The sequence below is a fragment of the Janibacter melonis genome (genome assembly GCF_020567375.1).
Lineage (GTDB): Bacteria > Actinomycetota > Actinomycetes > Actinomycetales > Dermatophilaceae > Marihabitans > Marihabitans melonis.
In genome coordinates this window covers 1-17,685 of the sequence record NZ_JAJBZM010000004.1, presented here as the reverse complement: position 1 = coordinate 17,685, position 17,685 = coordinate 1, and the positions used below count along the sequence as shown (strand labels likewise).

Below are 17,685 nucleotides of genomic sequence, written 5' to 3'. Positions count from 1 at the left end.
GATGGCTCCTAGTAGGTCGACACGGCTGTGACGAGCCAGGGCTTGGTGGTGCCGGCGCGGGCAAGGTCGACGAGCATCGTGACCGTGTCGGGCTTGCCGATGCTCTTGCCGCCAGCGCCCTTGGTGGTGACGGTGACCTCGATGACGCGTGAGGCGTTCAGCCCGCTCGGCGCGGAGCCGTCAGGGCTGACGTCCTGGGTGCGGGCGGTCGTCCACGCCTGGTCCTTCGCGAGCTGGGACCAACCGGGGTCAGCGGGCAGGTTCTGCTCGAGCTCCTTGGCGATCTTCGGATCAAGCCAACGCGTCGCGCGGCGCTGTGCGTCGCTGTAGGAGCGGTCGATGCGGGTGTCGATGGTCGAGGTGGTGCGGGCATAAGCCTGCGCGACCTCGGAGGCTTGCGCGTCGTCGACGTCGCGAGGATCGACGACCCCTCCTCGGGGTCGTCCCGGGGAGCCCTTGGGGGCGGTAGGGCGCCCCTCCGGCTCTGCGGCTGTTGACGTCGTCGACGAGGACGGACCGCCTCGGGGGGCGGTGCTGCTCGTGCTGGGTGCGGCTGCGCTGGTCTGCGCCACGGGCGCGGGGTCGTCGCCGCAGGCTGTGAGCAGGAGCGCGGCGGCCGCCAGCGTGATGGCTGCGTGGGGTCGGGTCACCACTTGACACCTCTCTTGGCCATGAAGGGGCGGGGGTCGGTCGGGGTGCCAGACAGGCCCCCGCCACCGGCGGGGGCGCCGGTGCGGACCTCGAAGTGCAGATGGGCGCCGGTACCGACGCCGGTACTGCCGACGGCTCCGATGCCGTCGCCGGCCTCGACCTTCTGCCCGACCTGGACGCGGATCGCGGACTGGTGGGCGTAGCCGGTGCGGATGCCGTTGCCGCAGTTGATGAAGGTGATGTTCCCGTAGCCGCTCATCTGCCCGGCGAAGTCGACGATGCCGTCGCATGCGGCGTAGATGGTCGCCCCAGAGGGGGCACCGAAGTCCTGGCCCTGGTGGTTGGACGAGCAGCCCGCACAGGGGCTGCCGCGAGGCCCGAAGGGGCTCGTGGGGATCATGTGCTGCTTGGCCAGCGGCGGGGCCCACGACCCGCTGACGGGCACGCTGTCGGCGAGGAACGCGGCCATGCTCTCGCGGAGCTTGGCGACGTAGTTCTGGGTCTCGGTGAACGGCGGGATGCCGGCGTACTGGGTGATGCGAGCCGGGCCGGCGTTGTACGCGGCCCAGGCGAGCTCGATCGCGGGGCGCCCGGAGGCGGCGACGAAGGGCTGGACGAAGCGGGTCAGCTCGCACATGAACCGGGCTTGCGCGTCGATCGCGTCGGCGGGGTCGAAGGGGGAGGCCTTGCCGTTCTTATCGACGTCGCGGCCGTACGTCGCCCAGGTGCCGGGCATGAACTGGGCGATGCCCTGCGCGCCGACGGGGGAGACCGCGCGGGGGTTCCAGCCGCTCTCGTGCTCGATCTGCGCGGCGATCGCCGCCGCCGGCACGTCTGCGCAGACGTTGCCGGCGGCGATGACGTAGTCGCGGTACTCCTCCGGGATGGACGCTGCGTCGAGGGAGCCGGTGAGGGGGTTGGGGGAGTCGTTGAGGCTCTGCGCGCCCTGGATGAGCAGGGGGACGAGCATCACGACGAAGAGGACGACCCCGAGCAGCAGGCCACCGATCCACTTCATGCGTCCCCCTTCGTGCGCGGGCCGTGCGGCCCGCGCGACTAGTCGTCGTCCTGGTCGGGGACGTCAGGCCCCTCCCACTTGCCGAGCATCACCAGCTGGACGTCGCTGCGTCGCAGCCGCCAGCGACCACCAACGCGAAAGCCGGGCAGCTCCCCACGCTTGAGGAGCTGGCCCACCTGAGCCCGATCGAGCCGCAGCACTGCCGCAGCCTCAGCGGTGGTGAGGCTCGGCCCGTACGCCTGGAGCTCCGGCAGCACGTCGTTGTCCTCCATCGAGTTCCCTCACGTTCCTTTTCGATAGTCGCAGATGCCGAACGGTTCCGAACGTTTTTTTACGGTCCTCTTAATTGCCCAAGACCAACGAACGGTGAAACAAGACCTACGGTGGTAGTTCAGAAGTCGTTTCCGACAGTTCGGCGAGAGTATCCGCGCCGGCGAGGGGGAAGCATGAGCAGGGGAAGCTCTAAGACACCGCCGGCGCAGCCGGTGCACAACCCGTTCAGGTCGGCGCCGATCACGGCGCCTGGGCCTGACCCGATCGACGACGTCGCGGTGCCCGCAGAGGTCCGTGGCCCCGTCCTGCCGCCTGGGGCGCCAGCCCCAGCCGGGGGAGGAGTCCTGCGCGTGCAGGGCGAGGTCGGCCCGAGCACGGTGAGCGTGGTCGCGCTGCACGGCGGGGCCGGCTCCTCGACGCTGACGCGGGTGCTCGCGAAGGTCGCCAACTCCAACCCTGGCGGCCTGACGATGACCGAGACCCCGGCGCCGGGGGTCATCCCGCGCGTCGGCCCGGTGGTCCTCGTCGCGCGCACCTCCGGCATCGGCCTGGACCGCGCTCACGCGGCCGCCCGCGAGTGGGGCAGTGGCGCGCTGCCCGGTCTGGCCCTACTGGGCCTGGTCTTCGTGGCTGATGGCCCCAAGCCCGTCGCCGAGCTCGCCCCGGGGATGAAGCGCGTGGCCCGCATGTACCCGCGGACGTGGTTCATGCCCTGGGTACCCGCCTGGCACCTGGTGCCGACCCCGTCGCTGGACCGCCCACCTCGAGCGACCACCAAGGTCGCCCGCAACGTCTTGACCTGGGCCGCAGAGCGCGGCCTTGAGCCCAACCCGAAGGAGATCAACCGATGATGAACACCCTCAGCGCCGCCGTCGCGGTGCGCCTGCCGATGGCGCCCATCGACCCCACCCCCGACGCGCCTCCCGGGGCCGACGTCTTCGAAACCGTCATCAACTGGGTCATGTGGGGCGCGATCGCGATGGGCGCGATCGGCCTCATCGTCTCGGTGATCCTCATCTTCGCCGGCGTCCTCGACGGCCGCAGCAGCCAGGGCATCCGCGCCTTCCTCATCGTCTGCGTCGGCCTGGTCCTGCTCGGCGTCGTCGGCCAGATCATCTCCGCGCTGACGTAACACGCGCCTGGCCTGCGAGAGCCCGACGAGGAAAGGAGCGCCAGATGGCGCAGCAGAAGAAGAACCTGAGTCGGCCCCTGCTGGCGGCCGCGGTCGTAGTCGTCCTGCTCGCAGCCATCGGGATCGGCTGGATGCTCGGTCGCGGCGGGTTCGACGAGCCGACCCCGCCCGCCACCGCGAGCCAGGACTCGTCCGCGTCCACGTCGAACGGCGAGGCCGCCGGGAGCTGCGGGCTCCCAGCAGGTTCCGATGCTGCTCCCACAGAGGCACCGGAGGCGACGTGGGAGGTTGTGCGCGGTGCCACGGTGCCCCGTTCGCAGGAGTTCGGTCCCGCCAAGGTCACCGACGACGGGGACCGCGCCTGCTACGCACGCAACCCCACGGGTGCGTTGTTTGCAGCGGTGAACTTCATCGGGATGCCCATCGACGTCTTCCTCGAGGAGCACATCACTCCCGGCCCGTACAAGGACCTCTACGACGGTCTGGAGATCCCGGAGCCGACTCCGGGTGAGGTGCTGACCGTCCGCGGCTTCAAGGTCGAGCCGAAGGGGCCCGACCGGGTGACCGTCACAGTGGTGAGCAGCCTCAGCACCGGGACCACGATGACGGCGACGCCGGGGGACATGGTCTGGAAGGACGGCGACTGGATGGTCGACGGCACCCAGGAGAACCAGGGCTCGACGAAGGTGACGAGCCTCGACGGATACGTCGAGTGGGGCCCGAAGTGATCGCGGCGGCCGCGAACTCCGCAGCCTATGCCGGGGCGGAAGCCGCCCCTGCGCTTCCATGTCTCGGCGCAGCGAAGCCGCTCTGCGACAAGGCCGGCGACGCGGTCGGAGACACCGTGGGTGCGGCTGCGGACAACTTCATGACCCGCCTCATCGACGGGGCGGCTGACGGTCTGATCGAGCTGCTGAACCGCACAGCGGTCAGCATGTTCACCGTGCCCTCGCCGGACCTGGGCACGGTGGAGGGGTCGACGGTGACCCCCTCGGGGACGCTGCAGTCGGTGTTCAACTCCACCAGCTGGCTCGTGATGGCCATCGCGGTCATCTCGATCATGGTCACGATCATGCGGATGTTCTGGACGCTGCAAGCCTCCGAGGGGCAGAACATCCTGCGGCTGCTGTTCAACATCATCGCGAGCACCACCGTGGTGCTGGGGATGACGATCATGCTCGTCGAGTTCAGCGACCGTGCCTCGCCGTGGCTGATGATGAAGATCGCCGGCATGGGCGAGAGCGAGTACGCCGGGCTGGCCAAGGACGAGGCCTTCGCCAAGCGGCTCATCGGCATCGACCCCGGCGGCGGCACTCAGGCCCTGGGCAACCTCGCCCTCATCGCGATCCTGATGCTGGTTCTGACCACCATCGGGGTGCTGATGCAGTGGATCTTCCTGATCGTGCGCTCACCGATCCTGATCATCATGGTGGCGTTCGTGCCGATCTTCGCTGCCGCGAGCGGCACCCGGCAGGGGCAGGAGCGGCTGCGCAAGAGCCTGATGTTCTTGCTCGCGTTCATCCTCTACAAGCCAGTCGTGGCGATCATCTACGGCGTCGGCTTGAGACTGATGAAGGCCGAGGACCAGACCTCCGACCCGATCTTCCAGTTCCTGTGGGGCTCGATGATCATCCTGATGGCGGCGGTCGCGCTGCCCGCGATGGTCAACCTGTTCGTGCGCGAGGCCGGCGAGGGCTCTAGCTCTGCGTTCTCCGGTGCTGCGGGGCTTGCAGCCGCAGGAGCAGCGACTTACGGCGCGGCCTCACTGGCCGGTGCTGCGCTGGCGACGGGCGGGACCGGGGCAGCGACCGCCGCAGCATCGCGAGGCGGGGGCGCGGCGACGCCCGCGCCCGTCGGCGGCTCAGGTGGCGGGTCCACCCCAGGAGGTTTCAGCGGCGGGACCGGCGCCTCCCCCTCCGGCGGTGGTCCTAGTGGCGGGTCCGGCGGTAGCGGTGGCGGGTCCGGTTCTAGCGGGGCTGGCCCCGCGTCCCCTACGGGAGCAGCGCAGGCTGCGGCCGGTGGCGGCGACAGCTCAGCTGGGGGCGAGGACGCCGGCTCCGCGTCGAGCGCAGGGTCGTCTACGGCCGGCGGGTCTTCGAGCGGTGCCGCGTCGACTGGCGGCGCTAGCAGCAGCACCAGCGTCCCGACGGGCGGCGGCCGATCGGCTGGCGCGTCGTCGAGCAGCGCAGGTGGCGATGCTGGCGGGCCGATGGCCCCTCCTGAGACGCCCGCACCGGTCTCGGCGCAGGAGCGTCGGGGCGCGACCGGCGGGGACTCTCTGGGCGGTGACAGCAGCGGCTCGTCAGCCGCGCCGGGGGCTCAGAGCACCACGGCGGCCCCGCCCGCTCCGGCCGTGCGTCAGGTCGGGTCGAGGGCCCGAGCACGGCAGGCACGCCAGACCGTGCAGCACGTCGGCAGCACCGCGACCAAGGTCGCCAGCGGCGCCTCGCGGGTGGCCAACGACATGAGTCAGCCGGCCGGTGGCCGGGAGCGAAGGGGATAAGCGATGAGCGAGACCGAGGCAGTCAAATACTCCAACCTGGCTAGACCGAAGGCGCCGGGCATCGGAGGGTTGAGCCCGCTGCAGTTCCTCACCCTGATCGGGGTGGTCCTGGTCGGCATGTTCCTCATGTTCGTCGTGCACTTCTGGGCTGGCATGGGTTGGCTCGCTCTGTCGCTGCTCCTCATCGCACCGTGGGTGCTGGGCACGATGGCACTGGACAAGAACCCCTACGGCGCTCTGATCCGCCGCCGCCGGTGGTCGGTCTCCGAGCGAGCCGGGCGCACCGCCCTGGCACAAGGTCCCACTGGCGTCCTCGAGCACGGCTCGTTCGCCCTGCCCGGTCTCATGGCCGACTCCGAGCTCCTCGAGGCGGAGGACGGCTACGGCGTCCCCTTCGCCCTGATCCACCACCGCGGCGTCGACCACTACTCCGTGGTCATCGAGACCGCCCCTGAGGGCACGGTCGGGATCGACCAGGAGAGCATCGACCGCAAGGCCGCCCATTGGGGCACCTACCTCGGTGTCCTCTCCCGAGAGCGTGACCTGATCGGCGCGCAGGTCGTCGTCGAGACCGTGCCCGACACCGGGCTTCGTCTCGAGCGAGCAGCGATGGCCGACGTCGACCCGGGCGCGCCGGAGTTCGCGCTGAGCGTGCTGCGCGACGTCGTCGGCAGCGGCACCGCCGGCGCGGCGCAGATCAACACCACGGTGACTCTGACCTTCGACGCACGCAAGGGCGTCGAGGGCGCGAAGGGGGCCCGCGACGCGGACACGATGGCCGATGACATCGGCACCCGGCTGCCCGGGCTCATCGCCCAGCTCCGCATGACCGGCGCCGGGCTTCGTCTGCGGGCGCGCACCGCGGCGGACATCATCGACGACACCCGCGTTGCCTTCGACCCCTCGGTAGCGGCCGCGGTCGAGCAGGCCCGCAACGCCGGCGGCACCGGGCTGGCGTGGAACGACTGCGGCCCGGTCGCCGCGCACGCCGGGAAGGACTACTACGCCCACGACGGCTCGGTGAGCATGAGCATGATGATGGCCGAGCCACCGCGCGGGGTCTTCTACACGCTGCAGCTGCGCAACCTCCTCGAGCCCAACGCCCGGGTCGCGCGCAAGCGGGTCGCTCTGCTCTACCGGCCGTTGGACCCCACGACCTCGGCGAACCTCGCCGAGTGGCGCGTGACCTCCGCGTCCTCGGATGCCTCGACCACCCGCCGCCGCGGTCCCTCGGAGCGCAAGAAGCAGCGCCTGGCAGCGGCGCAGCGCAACGCAGCGGCTGAGGCCGAGGGCAACCCCTTCGTGCGCGTGGGAATGATCGTCACCGCCACGGTCGAGGACGTGTCCGACCTGCCCGCCGCGAAGCAGACGCTGCTCAACCTCGCCGGTCAGGCCCAGCTGAAGATGCGTCCCTGCTGGGGGATGCACGACGTCGCGTTCGTGGCCGCGCTCCCGCTGGGCATCGTGCTGCCCGAGCGGGTCGCGCTGCCCGGCGTGCTGAGGGAGACGATGTGATGACCACCAACACGAGCACCCCCACCGCCGAGCAGGTCAGCCGGCTCGAGCAGTTCAAGCGAGCGGTCGGGATGGACACCACCTCGAGCGAGGGCGGTCCGGGCCGGCGGGGCTTGAAGGTCCCCGGCGGCGGGTACGCCGCGATCGTCGAGTCCGCCCCGGAGTTCGAGGCGACCAGCAACCAGGTGTGCGGTCTGTGGCCCTTCCCCGCCGGGTCGAGCCTGCCGGCGAAGGGGGTGCCGCTGGGGCGGCACCAGATGATGATGATGGACGTCTGCGCCGACCCGGTGACGTGGTTCCGGCTCGGGCTGATCCTCAACCCCTCGGCCTTCATCCTCGGCCGTCCCGGGCTGGGCAAGTCCACGCTGATCCGTCGGATGCTCACCGTGCTGTCCGCGTGGGGCGTGATCCCGATGATCCTGTCCGACCTCAAGCCGGACTACGTCAAGCTCGTGCGGGCCCTCGGTGGGGAGGCCGGTGTCATCAGCCTCGGTCGCGGCAGGTCCAACATCAACCCCCTCGACCCCGGCCCGGGAGCGTCTCTGCTGCCCCACCTGTGGGAGATGAACGAGAAGAAGGCCGCGGAGGTCCAAGCGCAGCTGCAGGGACGGCGCCTGAACACGCTGGCCGGGCTGTGCGAGCTCGTCCTGGGCACCGAGCTGACCGTCAACGAGCTGACCATCCTCCGTGCCGCCCTGACCGTCCTCGACCCCGACCTGAGCAGTACCCCCGTCGTCGACGACGTGCGCGTGCTGATCGAGGAACGCAACGACGAGGTGCGGGCGGTCGTGCGCGATCGCGGCGACACCGACCGCTACGACGCGCGGGTCGAGCGACTGCTCGACGCGTTGCAGGGTCTGGGCCCGAAGGGGCCGTTCGGTGACACCTTCGCCCAGCAGACGAGCGTGCCGATGGTGCTCGACCGGCCCGTGGTCTTCGACATGTCCGGCGTGGACGAGGACGACCTGCGCATGCAGGCCGCGCTGCAGTTGGTGTGCTGGTCCTACGGCTCCGCCGTGGTGCAAGGGGCCAAGATCAAGGCCGAGGCCGGCCTTGGCCCCGAACGGATCTACGTGCTCGTCATGGACGAGTTGTGGCGCGTGCTGCGCGCCAGCCTGCAGATGGTCGACCGGATCGACGCGATCACCCGCCTGAACCGTCAGCTGCTGCTCCCGCAGATCATGTGCACCCACACCATGAGCGACCTCAAGCTCGCGACGGAGGAGGCCACCGAGAAGGCCTGGGGTTTCGTCGAACGCTCCGAGATGGTCTTCCTCGGTGGGCTCGCGCCCAAGGAGATGGGCAACCTCTCCGAGGTGTTCGCGATGCCCGAGAAGGAGCGTCAGATGCTCACGACCTGGTCGGACATGCACACCGCGTCGGGCGACAACGACGAGGACCCGCCCGGGCGGGGCCTGTTCCTGCTCAAGCTCGGCTCGCGGCCCGGCATCCCCTTCCGGGTCGACCTGGTCTCCTCCGAGCTGGCGGTCAACGACACCAACGAACGGTGGGGGGCGTACGAGGAGTCACGCCGCCAGGCGCGGGAGTCCGCGTGAGCGCCCAGCGCCGCGCAGGGCGCCTGCGCGACCCCAACAGCGACACCGGCCTGTACGTCCTGGTCGGCTCGCTGCTGCTGATCGTGGTGCTCGTCCTGACCGGATGGGCGGCAGCCCACCTGGCCGGGCTGAACCCGCCGGCCAACCCCTTCGCCTGGGTCAGTCAGATCGTCACCGGTCGCGCCTCCTGGTCCGGCGGCGCCACTGCCGTCGTTGTGGTGTTTGTGGTGATCCTGCTCGCCGCGGCCGTCGGTGCCGCCGCGATCTACCGCCGTCGCGGCAGCGACCCCGCCGCACGGGTAGACCACCTCGCCCGGTCGATGTCACGGCCCAAGGACGTGCACGAGCTCGCCATGAGCGCTCTGAGCAGCGACGCACGCCGTCTGGGAGTCAGCCCCGAGTGCGGGGCCGGCGTCCCCATCGGCAAGGCCGTCAACGGGCGCGCGCCGCTGGGCACGTCGTGGGAGTGGACCCAGCTGTGGGTCATGGGTCCGCGCGCGGGCAAGACCTCCTGCCTGTGCATCCCGCAGGTGCTGGCCACCGGCGGGCCCGTGCTCGCCACGAGCAACAAGCGCGACCTCGTCGACGCGACCGCCGGCCCCCGCTCCCAGGTCGGGCTGGTCCGCATCCACGACCCGCAGGGCCTGGCCGGCGGCCAGGCGACGTGGTGGTGGTCTCCGCTGTCCTACGTCACCGACCCCACCCGCGCCGACGAGATCGTCTCGCTGTTCGCGGCCGCGACCCGAGACGTCACGGCCAAGACCGACGCCTACTTCGACACCGCCGCTCAGACCCTCGTCGCCGCCCTGCTCCTGGCCGCGGCCAAGGGAGAGCGCAGCATGCTCGACGTGCACCGCTGGGTACGTCAGCCCGACGACCGCGAACCCGAGGACCTGCTCATCGCCGCGGGCGAGGACTCCGCCTCGATCGACGTCGAGTCCGCGCGCATCAAGACCCCCAAGCAGCGTGACGGCATCTACGGCTCGGCCGAGAACCTGTTGTCCTGGCTGCGCAACCCCTCCCTGATCCCGTGGATCACCCCGGGCGAGGGGCGTGTCGAGTTCTCTCCGGAGCGGTTCGTGCGCTCCACCGACACCCTGCACCTGCTCAGCAAGGAAGGACCCGGCTCGGCCCGGGCGATCACCGCCGCGCTGACAGTCGCGGTCACCCGCGCCGCCGAGGAGTACGGCATCGAGCAGGGCGGGCGCCTGGCCCGCCCCCTGCTGTGCGTGCTCGACGAGGCCGCGAACATCTGCCGCTGGCCCCAGCTGCCCGACCTCTACTCCCACTACGGCTCGCGCGGGATCATCCTGTGCACCTACCTGCAGTCCTGGTCCCAGGGCGTGCGGGTGTGGGGCCGCGAGGGCATGAAGCAGATGTGGGACGCGGCGAACCTGCGCGGGATCGGCCCCGGCATCGGTGACGACGAGTTCGCCGGCACCATCTCCCGCCTCATCGGCGATCACGACGTACGCACCCGCTCAGCCTCGACGAGCATGCGCTCCGGCGGATCGACGACCCAACAGCTGCGCCGCGAGAAGATCCTCGACGTCGACGAGGTCGCCTCCCTGCCGCGAGGGCGCGCGGTCGCGCTGGCATCGGGGATGCCGGCGGTGCTCGTCGCGCTCGAGCACTGGTCCGCGCTGCCGCAGGCCGACCTCGTCCGTGAGGGCATCGCCTACTACACCGGGCAGGAGAGCGCGTGAGCGAGACCGACTGGACCCAGGAGATCGTCGACCCAGGATCGGATGGGAACGCCTCCGTGGCAGCGGCTGAGCTGGCGTTCTCCTCGCTCCCGGCGTTCGTCGAGGACTTCTTCCTCGAGGTGTGCCTGCGGCACGAGGTCAGCGCCTGGTGCCCGAAGTGGTGGGACCACGAAGAGGCAGTCCTGCGACTCGAAGCACTGTGGGACGCCTTCGAAGCCCTGCGTCGAGAGCCCGGCACCGGCACCGCCGTTTGGATACGCGACTACCTCGACCCCACCGTCGCAGCACTGACCTCCCCGGAGACGACGCCGTTTCGTGGGTGCAATGCTCGTCGTGGAGCGCATCAGGTTGTCCCGGCCTTGGGCGCTACGCCGCCCCCCAATGGGATGTTCGTAGCTCACCCATCGCCAGGAGCCACAGCGGAGGGTGTTCGCGGAGAAGCGGCGTCGCAAACGAGCGTCATCGCCGACGAGGACGCTGCCCCTGTCAGCGCAGAGTCATAGCGTGGGTGGGTGTCCAACTGGAGAGCGATGCGACTCGACTTCGATCAGCTTCAATGCACGCGGTGTGGGGGCGCTCGTCTCGCAAAGTGCCCTTGTCCCGACTGCGGCGCGCCGCCGAAGCGACATGAGATCCAGCCATCGGTGGATCGTCGTCGTCGGATAGTGGCTCAGGCTGTGGCGAATCGAGGTGTTCCCATCGCGGGAAGGCCGTTTCCGGAGGAGCTGGCGAGCCAAGTCGATGCCACTCTGACAGCCCTGCAACGTGCTCTTGCCCGGGCCGCACGATCGGGAGTGTCAGCCCAGCCTCTAACTACCGCCCTGCGTGACCTGGATCAGCTTGTCGCCGACAGCGAGGCACCCCTTCCGCGACCCCACCGAAACAGGGGCCGGCGCTGCTCGACTTCGCTCCATCTACTTCAATCGGGCTTCGACCTCTACTTGGAGACGCTCAGGGCTGACTCCGTGCTCGAAGCTCAGAACCTCGAGAGCAGAGGACAGGCATTGATTGATGAGGCCAGCGATCATCTGGACCACTCCGAGATTCCGGGACCCGAGGAACAGCGGCAGTTTGGAAGTCCGTGGTCGGCTCTGGCCGCTAGTCACGCGGGGTTGATCGGCGGTCGAAGCTTCACCGAGTTGCAGGACGGTCTCGCCCCCGCGCTGGGCCTGCCTCCCGGGGATATCGGCCTCCAGATCGCCATTAGTGCAATCGACGCCTCTGTCGAGCATCTCGACGCTGAGCGACTGATAGGACTCTCCGATAGCGTCGAGAGCGCCCTTGAAGGGCCGTTAGATGCTGATGCTGTTGCTGCATTTTCGGGGGATCTGCACGTTTCAGAGGCTCTCCTCGGGGCAAGTCTTGTCACGGTTCAGAATGCGATCTCGGACGAGGAGGACGACGTCGTCGTCGTCGGTCGCGCCCTTGATCTAGCCAAGGTCGTGCGGGAGCGTGGCCTGAGGACGTGCTTGGCCCTACTGAAGGCACAGCTGACAGAGACCCCCTACGAGTCAGCCCGGGCGGAGGGCGTCGGGTTGCTCCTGCGCGATGCACCGAAGTACGTCCCGAGCGTTGCGTTGTCGGGAGTGAATCGTGCTCTGCGGGACGCGGATGGTCATCAGGACTACGGCGTAGCGGAGGGTGCGGTCTTGCTGCAGCACGGGGCGCAGCGCCTGACCTTCGACGCCTTCATCGACGCCGTGCTGGGAGAGGTTGAGACCTACCAAGGCATAGCTCGAGGCATTCTCTTGACACTGCTCAAGGCTGGTCACTCATTGCCAGGCCCCGAAACCTGGTCACCTCGAGCGCGGCGAGAGCTCGTGCAGTACCTCTGCGAGTTCGCAGGGCTATCAGACGCCGATCTGGACATCGGCGGTGAGCTGGCGGTCATCTCCGGGTCCTCCTCTGTCGGTGAGGACGTCGACACGATGCCACTCGTGATGGCTCTCGTCGGCTTCCTTCCCCCCTCGACCCAGATCCTGCGAATTGTCGTTGGTGTCGACACCGGGGTCAGCGAGACCACGGCATCCCTCGATGAGTTCCGCGCCTGGACCCGGGAGGACCCGGGCAAGGACCACGCCGCCAGGCTGTCCTTCCTCGCTGTCTGTGCGGCGACGCGGGTCGACGGAGCCTGTCCTCTGAGTGCCGAAAAGTGGGTTGGTTTGGCGCACTCGGCGATCGTGGAAAACCCCGATGAGGACCTTCCGACCAAACTCCGAAAGCTTCAGCAGGTGCGGCGTCTTGCTAGGGCGGCGAGCGTCGCAACCACGGGCATCGACCAACTCGCCGCGGCGCTTCGTGAGCAGTTGAACAGCAAGGTGGGGGTCTCCGGCTCGCTAACGTCTGCGGACGGAGGGGCCTCCGCTTGGCTCTCGATGCCAGAGCTGCCTGTTCGATCACACAAGGCCGGCCGTGGTGCGGCGTTTGGGATTGGTCTAAACCGGCGCGAGGAAACGTAGCGCGGACGGGGATTTATCGGCTCCGATCGTGGCCCCGCTCGGTGGCGTGCGCCTTGCTTGCCTTGCGTGCTTTGACCCTGGCCGGGCCCCGAGCGGCCTGCTCGGTACTAGTAGCGAAGCCCTTGGCTGTGCTCAGGCGGACCTGCTGGGAGCGGGCGGGTACGCCCGCTCGGTCCATCGCGGCGGCGTCTGCGCGGGCTTGGCCGTGTTCGGTCTCGGCCGCGGCTGATTCGGCGGTTGCCTTGCCCTCGGCCTCGCGGGCATCGACGCTGTCTTCGACCTCCTGGCCGGCGTCGTCGCCGGCGGTGGCCTCGCGGTTGCGCTCGGCGTGGGCCTCGTTCTCCCAGCCGGCGGCGCTGGTCTGCTCGCCGGTCTCAGCGGCTCGGTCTGCCTCGGCCGCGGCGTGGTCGCCGGCGGCGTGCCACAGCGCCTCTCCCATGTCCTGTTCGCTGCGACGCAGCATCTCGACGTCGAGGCCGAACCGGTCGTGCAGCTCGCGGTCGAGGACGGCGAGGGTCTCGGCCGCTCCGGGACGATGGGGGTGGTTCTGCGCCTCGTGCCAGCGCGCCTCGAGCTCCTCGACGCTGGCGTGCTCTCGCCACTCGGGGTCCATCACCTCGGTCAGCCTCTCGGTCTCAGCGGTCGCGTCGCGCGCAGGCTCGGCGGCCGTCTGCGCGTCGGCGAGGGTCGCGTCGCGCAGCGTCTGCGGGTCGACGTCCCACCGATCGACGATCTGCTGACGAAGGGAGGCCTGTGCGGCCGCGGCCTGCGGGTCGACGTCGCTCCACGCCGCGGCGGTCGCCCATGCCGAGACGGCTGTCTCAGCGCTGGTGTCAGCGAAGCGGGCAGGGTCCGTCAACGGTTCGTAGGAGGCGCGCGCGGCGTCCTGGGCGAGGTTGAGCTGCTCGCGCAGCGCAGTCGCTCGCTCGTTGGTGTCCTGCGCGGCCGCGCGCTGCGCCTCAGCAATGCGGCGAGCCAGCTGCTCGCTGGCCTGTGCCATGAGCATCACGGCCAGCCGCGCGCTGCGGGTGACGTCACTCATCGTCTCGTCCATGCTGTGCTCGCTCATCGTCCCTGCTCCCTGTCGGTCTCGGTCGTCCTCTGCGCTGCTCGGGGCCGGGGGGTCTGCGCCGGCTTGGACTCGGCTGCCTTGCGTAGCCCGTTCTGGATGCTCACGAGGTCGCGGTGAGCGGCGCGCTCCAAGCGCTGGGCGCGCACGAGTTCACCGCGGGCGCTCTGCGCACCGTGGATCGCGCGGTTGACCCGCGAGAGCTGCTGCCACACCGCCCACCACCCGGCGGCGTCGGACTTCGATGCCGAGCGCAGGGCAAGCGAGATGTGCCGGCACGCGACACGAGCGTCGTCCGCAGCCGGTGCAGCGACCCGCTGCCGCGTCTGCGCGTTGCGTGCAAGCTCCTGCGTGGCCTTGGCGAGCAGCTGCTCCTGGCGGCCCCCGGAGAAGCGGGTGAGCTCTGAGGTGATCGCAGCCGCGTCGCGGGCGGTGGACGACCAGGTCGCGTAGTCGCGCGGGTCGATCTGCTCGACCTTCGCCGCCCACTTGGCCAGAGCCTGCTGCGCTGCGTTCCACGAGCCCGTACCGGCCGGGGCCGCGCTCTCCTTGGGGATGCCCTCGCGGCGGTCCCAAACCCCCTTCGCCTCGACGCGGTTCTGCGGGGTGTCGTCCCACATCGCGCGCAGCTTCGGCAGGGTCAGGTCGCGCGCCAGGCTCGTACCTCCTAGCCAAGGACCGGAGCCGTCCCGGAAGGTGTACGAGGCGCCGGTGACCTCGGTCCCGTCCTTGGAGAACCGGGGCCGCACCCGCACTCCCTGCCGCAGCACCTCGGCGATGAACTGCTTCTCGGTCCCGGCGTTCATCGCCGCGGTTCGCACCACCATCGCCAGACGCTGCCGCTCGGGGATCTCGGTGCCGCTCTCACGCATCCGGCGGGCCTCGCCCTTGGTGTAGGCCGGCATCCCCCGCTGCTGCTCTGAGTCCTTCACGGGTCGCAGCCCGTACTTCTTCTCCAGCTCGTCGCCGATCGCACGGGACCGCATGAAACTGCGGTGCTCGTTGGCCCACCGACCGTCCTCACGGACCAGACACACCGCGACGTGGATGTGGTCGTTACCGCTGGCCGACAGACCGTGCCTCCACGCCGCCCACCGGCATCCCGGCTCGTCCTCGCCGCCGGCGAAACCCATGCCCTTGACGTAGTCCGCGGCGATGCGACCCCAGGTCTCATCACTGAGCTGGCCCTCGTCCTCGCGGAGGGCGAACGTCACGTGCATGACGTGAGGGCGGTTCCACCCGGTGCGGGGCTGACGCTCGCTGGTGGTGAACGCCTCGTCGACGCGCAGGACGTCACCTCCGCTGCCGCCCTCGCTCTCGGCTACCTGCCCGGTGCCGGCGCTGACGAGCTGCTTCGACTCCTCACGAAACCGTCGCCAGTCCGCTTCGAGTTTCGCGCCCTCGGCACGCGCAGCGACCGAGTCCAACGTCTCCTCGTTCAGGCGCGCGGCCTGGTCTCCGACGAAGAACATCGACGCGTCACCGATCGCGATTTCACCGGCGCCGGTAGACGCGATCATCTTCTGGTCCGTGTGCTCCTCGGCCTTTCCCGGGCCCCACATATATGCGGCCAACCCAGGCATGTCCGACCCGCCCTTGGGGATCACTCTCACGATCACGTCGGGCCCCGCTTGCCCTTGTCGTTCCACCGCTCGCCGAAGTCGTCGAGCAAGTCCTGCACCTGCCCCTGACCGCGCTCGAGGACACGCAACGCATCGTCGAGCTGAGCGGGTACCGCCCCCGTCGAGTTCGCGACCTTCGCCAACTGGTTGAGCAGGTTCGTGGCCACGCTGAACAACTGGCGCGTGTCACGCAGCTCCGAGACCAGCTCGGCGGTCCGCGCGGCGTTCTGCGAGTCACCCGCCAGCGCCGACCTCATCAGCAGGTTCTGGATCGAGATGTTGTGCACCGCCGCCAGGCCGAACAGCATCGACAGCTCCTCGTCGGTGCACGACAAACCGATCCGGTTGTCACGCGGCTCGTCCGAGTTCGCGCGGCGACGACCCGGCGCCTTTCGCCGGGGGCTCTGCCCTGCGGCCATGCCGCCTCCCTTCGCCAGCGCAGCGACCCGCAACCGCGGGACTCCACACCTCCAGTGTGGCACCGAAGTCAGCGCAGCGCGACGGCTGAGATCAGTTATGCACCATAACTTTCCATCTTGCTGTCTATGCCCTGTCTGCGCAGGTGCCCAAACGTTGGTCGGCCGGTAGCGTGAAAGGACGAACTACTGGCCTAGATGAAGGGGTGCATCACCGATGAGCGAAGACATCCGTCTCGCAGCCCAGCAGTTGATGGATGGGCGCCTCGCAGCCATCGACGGCGTCGCCGCAAAGGCGCGTGAAGTTGAGGAGGCTCGCACCGCGCTTGAGGACGCCGAGCGGTCGTACGCCACGGCGTACAAGTCCGCACAGGACGCCGGGTGGACCGATCGCGAACTGCGTCATCTGAGCCTGCCCATTCCAGGTCGGCGCGGACCTGGACGACCCCGAAAGAAGGCCGTCTCTCCTGCGGCCCAGGCTCCCCGCGATGGGAACAGCGAGTAGATGCGTCTGGTTCTCCGCATGGCCCGAAATTCGACCGAAGGGGTGGATCAGCCAGTCAAACGGGGGGCGCCGCGCCGCAGCTACCGACGCAATGCCACTCGCCCGAAAACGCGGCCGCGCTCACCCCCTTGACGCACTCGATGAACGTCGCGAGGTCGTCCTTCCGGTCCGAGACGAGGACAACCTGCCGGCGGCGGCCGTTCCGGAGGAGGTAGCCCGATACGCACCACGAGCGCCCAACGCGTCAGCAGACCTGCAGCCCTTCAGCGAGGCCTGCCTCCGCCACGACGGACTGCATCCGGCTTGACCTTCAGGATCCAATCGATCTGCAACTCCCTGGCGGCCTGACGCAACTCCGAGCGGCGGGACCGAGCAGGATCGTGGAAGTTGATGAGAGCCCCTGACCACACCAGACATGACGCGCACAACTCGATCCACTCCGCGCTCCGCGGATGGGCACCGGGGTTGGACTTGATGCTCAGCGGCTCCTGGGTGAAGGACTGCTGGTCGACGTAGTTCTCCATCGTCTCGATCGAGGCATGGCTCTGACCGCTGAGCACCCTGTAGATCACGTATGCACCCGGCATCTCCAGATCTTCCAACCTTTTCTCCATCGAGCGGCCTTGCGCAGTGCTGCTCGAGATCAATGCGCCAAGGTCATAGGTCGCCACCCGCTCCATCTCACGCACGCTCAGCGCTTCCCCGACAGCTCTTCTCACGTTGTTGCGCTGACGATCCCCCTCCTGCATCAGCGCCTCGGCGCCATCGTCGACCGCCTGACACCACACCGCGGTGACCGTCGCTTCGAAGATCGAGCGCACTAGTGGCATGTGGGCGATCGTCAGGCCGTCGGGCAACACCGGACGCAACGCTTTGGCCGTGGCGTGCACATGCGCGGTGAGGGACATTACGAATACCATCTGCGGCCGGGTCAGGTGACGAAGTTTCAGCGGAGGCCCATTGAGGTCACCGATGTAGTCGAACCAGCCCTCCAGAAGGCCATCAAGTATCTCGGTGGCGCGGTGGGCCTTAGTTGCTCGTTCGGATCGCTGGTCAGCTTCGCGCACCATGGGGTCCTAGATCTCCTTGTCCACTAGTCCAGCCACTACGACGACACTCACCCTCGAAGCCTCCGACGCTCACCGGCACATGGCACGACAACCCTGCAACATCGACCCAGGCCCTCGGGGCCCCGCTTGGCGTCCGACTTGCTCCCTCCGCTTTCGGTAACCCCCCGGCGTCTACGCCGAGCCCCCCTCC

At 69.2% G+C, this 17,685-nt stretch carries 17 protein-coding genes; 10 read left to right on the top strand and 7 right to left on the bottom strand.

The window, feature by feature from the left end; translation table 11 throughout:
• Positions 1–8: 8 nt before the first annotated feature.
• The 3 genes from LIV55_RS16605 to LIV55_RS16595 are packed head-to-tail and all read right to left on the bottom strand — an operon-like array spanning position 9 to position 1,941.
• Positions 9–650 carry a hypothetical protein gene (locus LIV55_RS16605; RefSeq protein WP_229301077.1) on the bottom strand — a complete coding sequence of 214 codons (642 nt, stop codon included), beginning with the start codon at positions 648–650 and terminating at the stop codon, positions 9–11.
• Positions 647–1,669, bottom strand: a complete 1,023-nt coding sequence (locus LIV55_RS16600; protein WP_229301075.1) for a phage tail tip lysozyme — start codon at positions 1,667–1,669, stop codon at positions 647–649. Before LIV55_RS16600 ends, LIV55_RS16605 begins: the two co-directional genes overlap by 4 nt.
• A 38-nt stretch (positions 1,670–1,707) precedes the next feature.
• Positions 1,708–1,941, bottom strand: coding sequence for a helix-turn-helix domain-containing protein (locus LIV55_RS16595; RefSeq protein ID WP_123093679.1), 234 nt, complete (start codon positions 1,939–1,941; stop codon positions 1,708–1,710).
• Between the two features lie 351 nt (positions 1,942–2,292).
• On the opposite strand from LIV55_RS16595, the gene LIV55_RS16590 reads away from it, so the two are divergent.
• The 9 genes from LIV55_RS16590 (at position 2,293) to LIV55_RS16550 (ending at position 12,813) form a co-directional block, all read left to right on the top strand.
• Positions 2,293–2,793: a DUF6668 family protein gene (locus tag LIV55_RS16590; RefSeq protein WP_229301072.1), complete on the top strand. Its 501-nt coding sequence runs from the start codon at positions 2,293–2,295 to the stop codon at positions 2,791–2,793.
• Positions 2,790–3,074 (top strand): hypothetical protein, encoded by a 285-nt coding sequence (locus LIV55_RS16585; protein WP_191563317.1) that lies wholly within the window; start codon positions 2,790–2,792, stop codon positions 3,072–3,074. The genes LIV55_RS16590 and LIV55_RS16585 overlap by 4 nt, the downstream gene beginning before the upstream one ends.
• 44 nt (positions 3,075–3,118) lie before the next feature.
• A complete protein-coding gene (locus LIV55_RS17360) occupies positions 3,119–3,802 on the top strand; it encodes a DUF8175 domain-containg protein (protein ID WP_343894578.1) in 684 nt (227 codons plus the stop codon).
• 140 nt (positions 3,803–3,942) lie between these two features.
• Entirely contained in the window at positions 3,943–5,577 is a 1,635-nt protein-coding gene (locus LIV55_RS16575; protein ID WP_229301069.1) for a hypothetical protein, read from the top strand.
• Positions 5,578–5,580: 3 nt separating this feature from the next.
• Positions 5,581–7,092, top strand: coding sequence for an SCO6880 family protein (locus LIV55_RS16570; protein WP_229301067.1), 1,512 nt, complete (start codon positions 5,581–5,583; stop codon positions 7,090–7,092).
• Positions 7,092–8,648: a helicase HerA domain-containing protein gene (locus LIV55_RS16565; protein WP_229301066.1), complete on the top strand. Its 1,557-nt coding sequence runs from the start codon at positions 7,092–7,094 to the stop codon at positions 8,646–8,648. The genes LIV55_RS16570 and LIV55_RS16565 overlap by 1 nt, the downstream gene beginning before the upstream one ends.
• Positions 8,645–10,354: a type IV secretory system conjugative DNA transfer family protein gene (locus LIV55_RS16560; protein ID WP_229301064.1), complete on the top strand. Its 1,710-nt coding sequence runs from the start codon at positions 8,645–8,647 to the stop codon at positions 10,352–10,354. The genes LIV55_RS16565 and LIV55_RS16560 overlap by 4 nt, the downstream gene beginning before the upstream one ends.
• Positions 10,351–10,857 carry a DUF4913 domain-containing protein gene (locus LIV55_RS16555; RefSeq protein WP_229301055.1) on the top strand — a complete coding sequence of 169 codons (507 nt, stop codon included), beginning with the start codon at positions 10,351–10,353 and terminating at the stop codon, positions 10,855–10,857. Before LIV55_RS16560 ends, LIV55_RS16555 begins: the two co-directional genes overlap by 4 nt.
• 462 nt (positions 10,858–11,319) lie before the next feature.
• A complete protein-coding gene (locus LIV55_RS16550; protein WP_229301054.1) occupies positions 11,320–12,813 on the top strand; it encodes a hypothetical protein in 1,494 nt (497 codons plus the stop codon).
• A 13-nt stretch (positions 12,814–12,826) separates the two neighbouring features.
• On the opposite strand, the gene LIV55_RS16545 is transcribed toward LIV55_RS16550, so the two are convergent.
• From LIV55_RS16545 to LIV55_RS16535, 3 genes are all read right to left on the bottom strand, one after another.
• Entirely contained in the window at positions 12,827–13,882 is a 1,056-nt protein-coding gene (locus tag LIV55_RS16545) for a hypothetical protein (RefSeq protein WP_229301052.1), read from the bottom strand.
• Entirely contained in the window at positions 13,879–15,402 is a 1,524-nt protein-coding gene (locus LIV55_RS16540; RefSeq protein WP_229301050.1) for a relaxase/mobilization nuclease domain-containing protein, read from the bottom strand. The genes LIV55_RS16545 and LIV55_RS16540 overlap by 4 nt, the downstream gene beginning before the upstream one ends.
• A 95-nt stretch (positions 15,403–15,497) precedes the next feature.
• The gene (locus tag LIV55_RS16535; protein WP_229301041.1) at positions 15,498–15,923 is read right to left on the bottom strand and encodes a MobC domain-containing protein; all 426 of its coding nucleotides are present in this window, start codon (positions 15,921–15,923) and stop codon (positions 15,498–15,500) included.
• A 214-nt stretch (positions 15,924–16,137) separates the two neighbouring features.
• On the opposite strand from LIV55_RS16535, the gene LIV55_RS16530 reads away from it, so the two are divergent.
• Positions 16,138–16,425, top strand: a complete 288-nt coding sequence (locus LIV55_RS16530; RefSeq protein ID WP_229301035.1) for a hypothetical protein — start codon at positions 16,138–16,140, stop codon at positions 16,423–16,425.
• Positions 16,426–16,688: 263 nt separating this feature from the next.
• Here the strand turns inward: LIV55_RS16530 and LIV55_RS16525 are convergent, their stop codons facing one another.
• On the bottom strand, positions 16,689–17,495 hold the full coding sequence (locus LIV55_RS16525; protein WP_229301034.1) for a DUF5677 domain-containing protein: 807 nt from the start codon (positions 17,493–17,495) through the stop codon (positions 16,689–16,691).
• Positions 17,496–17,685 lie beyond the last annotated feature (190 nt).

Excerpts from the sequence above, each read along its gene's own strand:
- LIV55_RS16600 (WP_229301075.1), bottom strand. The coding sequence starts at position 1,669 with ATGAAGTGGATCGGTGGCCTGCTGCTCGGGGTCGTCCTCTTCGTCGTG.
- LIV55_RS16595 (WP_123093679.1), bottom strand. The coding sequence starts at position 1,941 with ATGGAGGACAACGACGTGCTGCCGGAGCTCCAGGCGTACGGGCCGAGC.
- LIV55_RS16585 (WP_191563317.1), top strand. The coding sequence starts at position 2,790 with ATGATGAACACCCTCAGCGCCGCCGTCGCGGTGCGCCTGCCGATGGCG.
- LIV55_RS17360 (WP_343894578.1), top strand. The coding sequence starts at position 3,119 with ATGGCGCAGCAGAAGAAGAACCTGAGTCGGCCCCTGCTGGCGGCCGCG.
- LIV55_RS16575 (WP_229301069.1), top strand. The coding sequence starts at position 3,943 with ATGACCCGCCTCATCGACGGGGCGGCTGACGGTCTGATCGAGCTGCTG.
- LIV55_RS16570 (WP_229301067.1), top strand. The coding sequence starts at position 5,581 with ATGAGCGAGACCGAGGCAGTCAAATACTCCAACCTGGCTAGACCGAAG.
- LIV55_RS16565 (WP_229301066.1), top strand. The coding sequence starts at position 7,092 with ATGACCACCAACACGAGCACCCCCACCGCCGAGCAGGTCAGCCGGCTC.
- LIV55_RS16545 (WP_229301052.1), bottom strand. The coding sequence starts at position 13,882 with ATGAGCGAGCACAGCATGGACGAGACGATGAGTGACGTCACCCGCAGC.
- LIV55_RS16540 (WP_229301050.1), bottom strand. The coding sequence starts at position 15,402 with ATGATCGCGTCTACCGGCGCCGGTGAAATCGCGATCGGTGACGCGTCG.
- LIV55_RS16535 (WP_229301041.1), bottom strand. The coding sequence starts at position 15,923 with ATGGCCGCAGGGCAGAGCCCCCGGCGAAAGGCGCCGGGTCGTCGCCGC.
- LIV55_RS16530 (WP_229301035.1), top strand. The coding sequence starts at position 16,138 with ATGAGCGAAGACATCCGTCTCGCAGCCCAGCAGTTGATGGATGGGCGC.
- LIV55_RS16525 (WP_229301034.1), bottom strand. The coding sequence starts at position 17,495 with ATGGTGCGCGAAGCTGACCAGCGATCCGAACGAGCAACTAAGGCCCAC.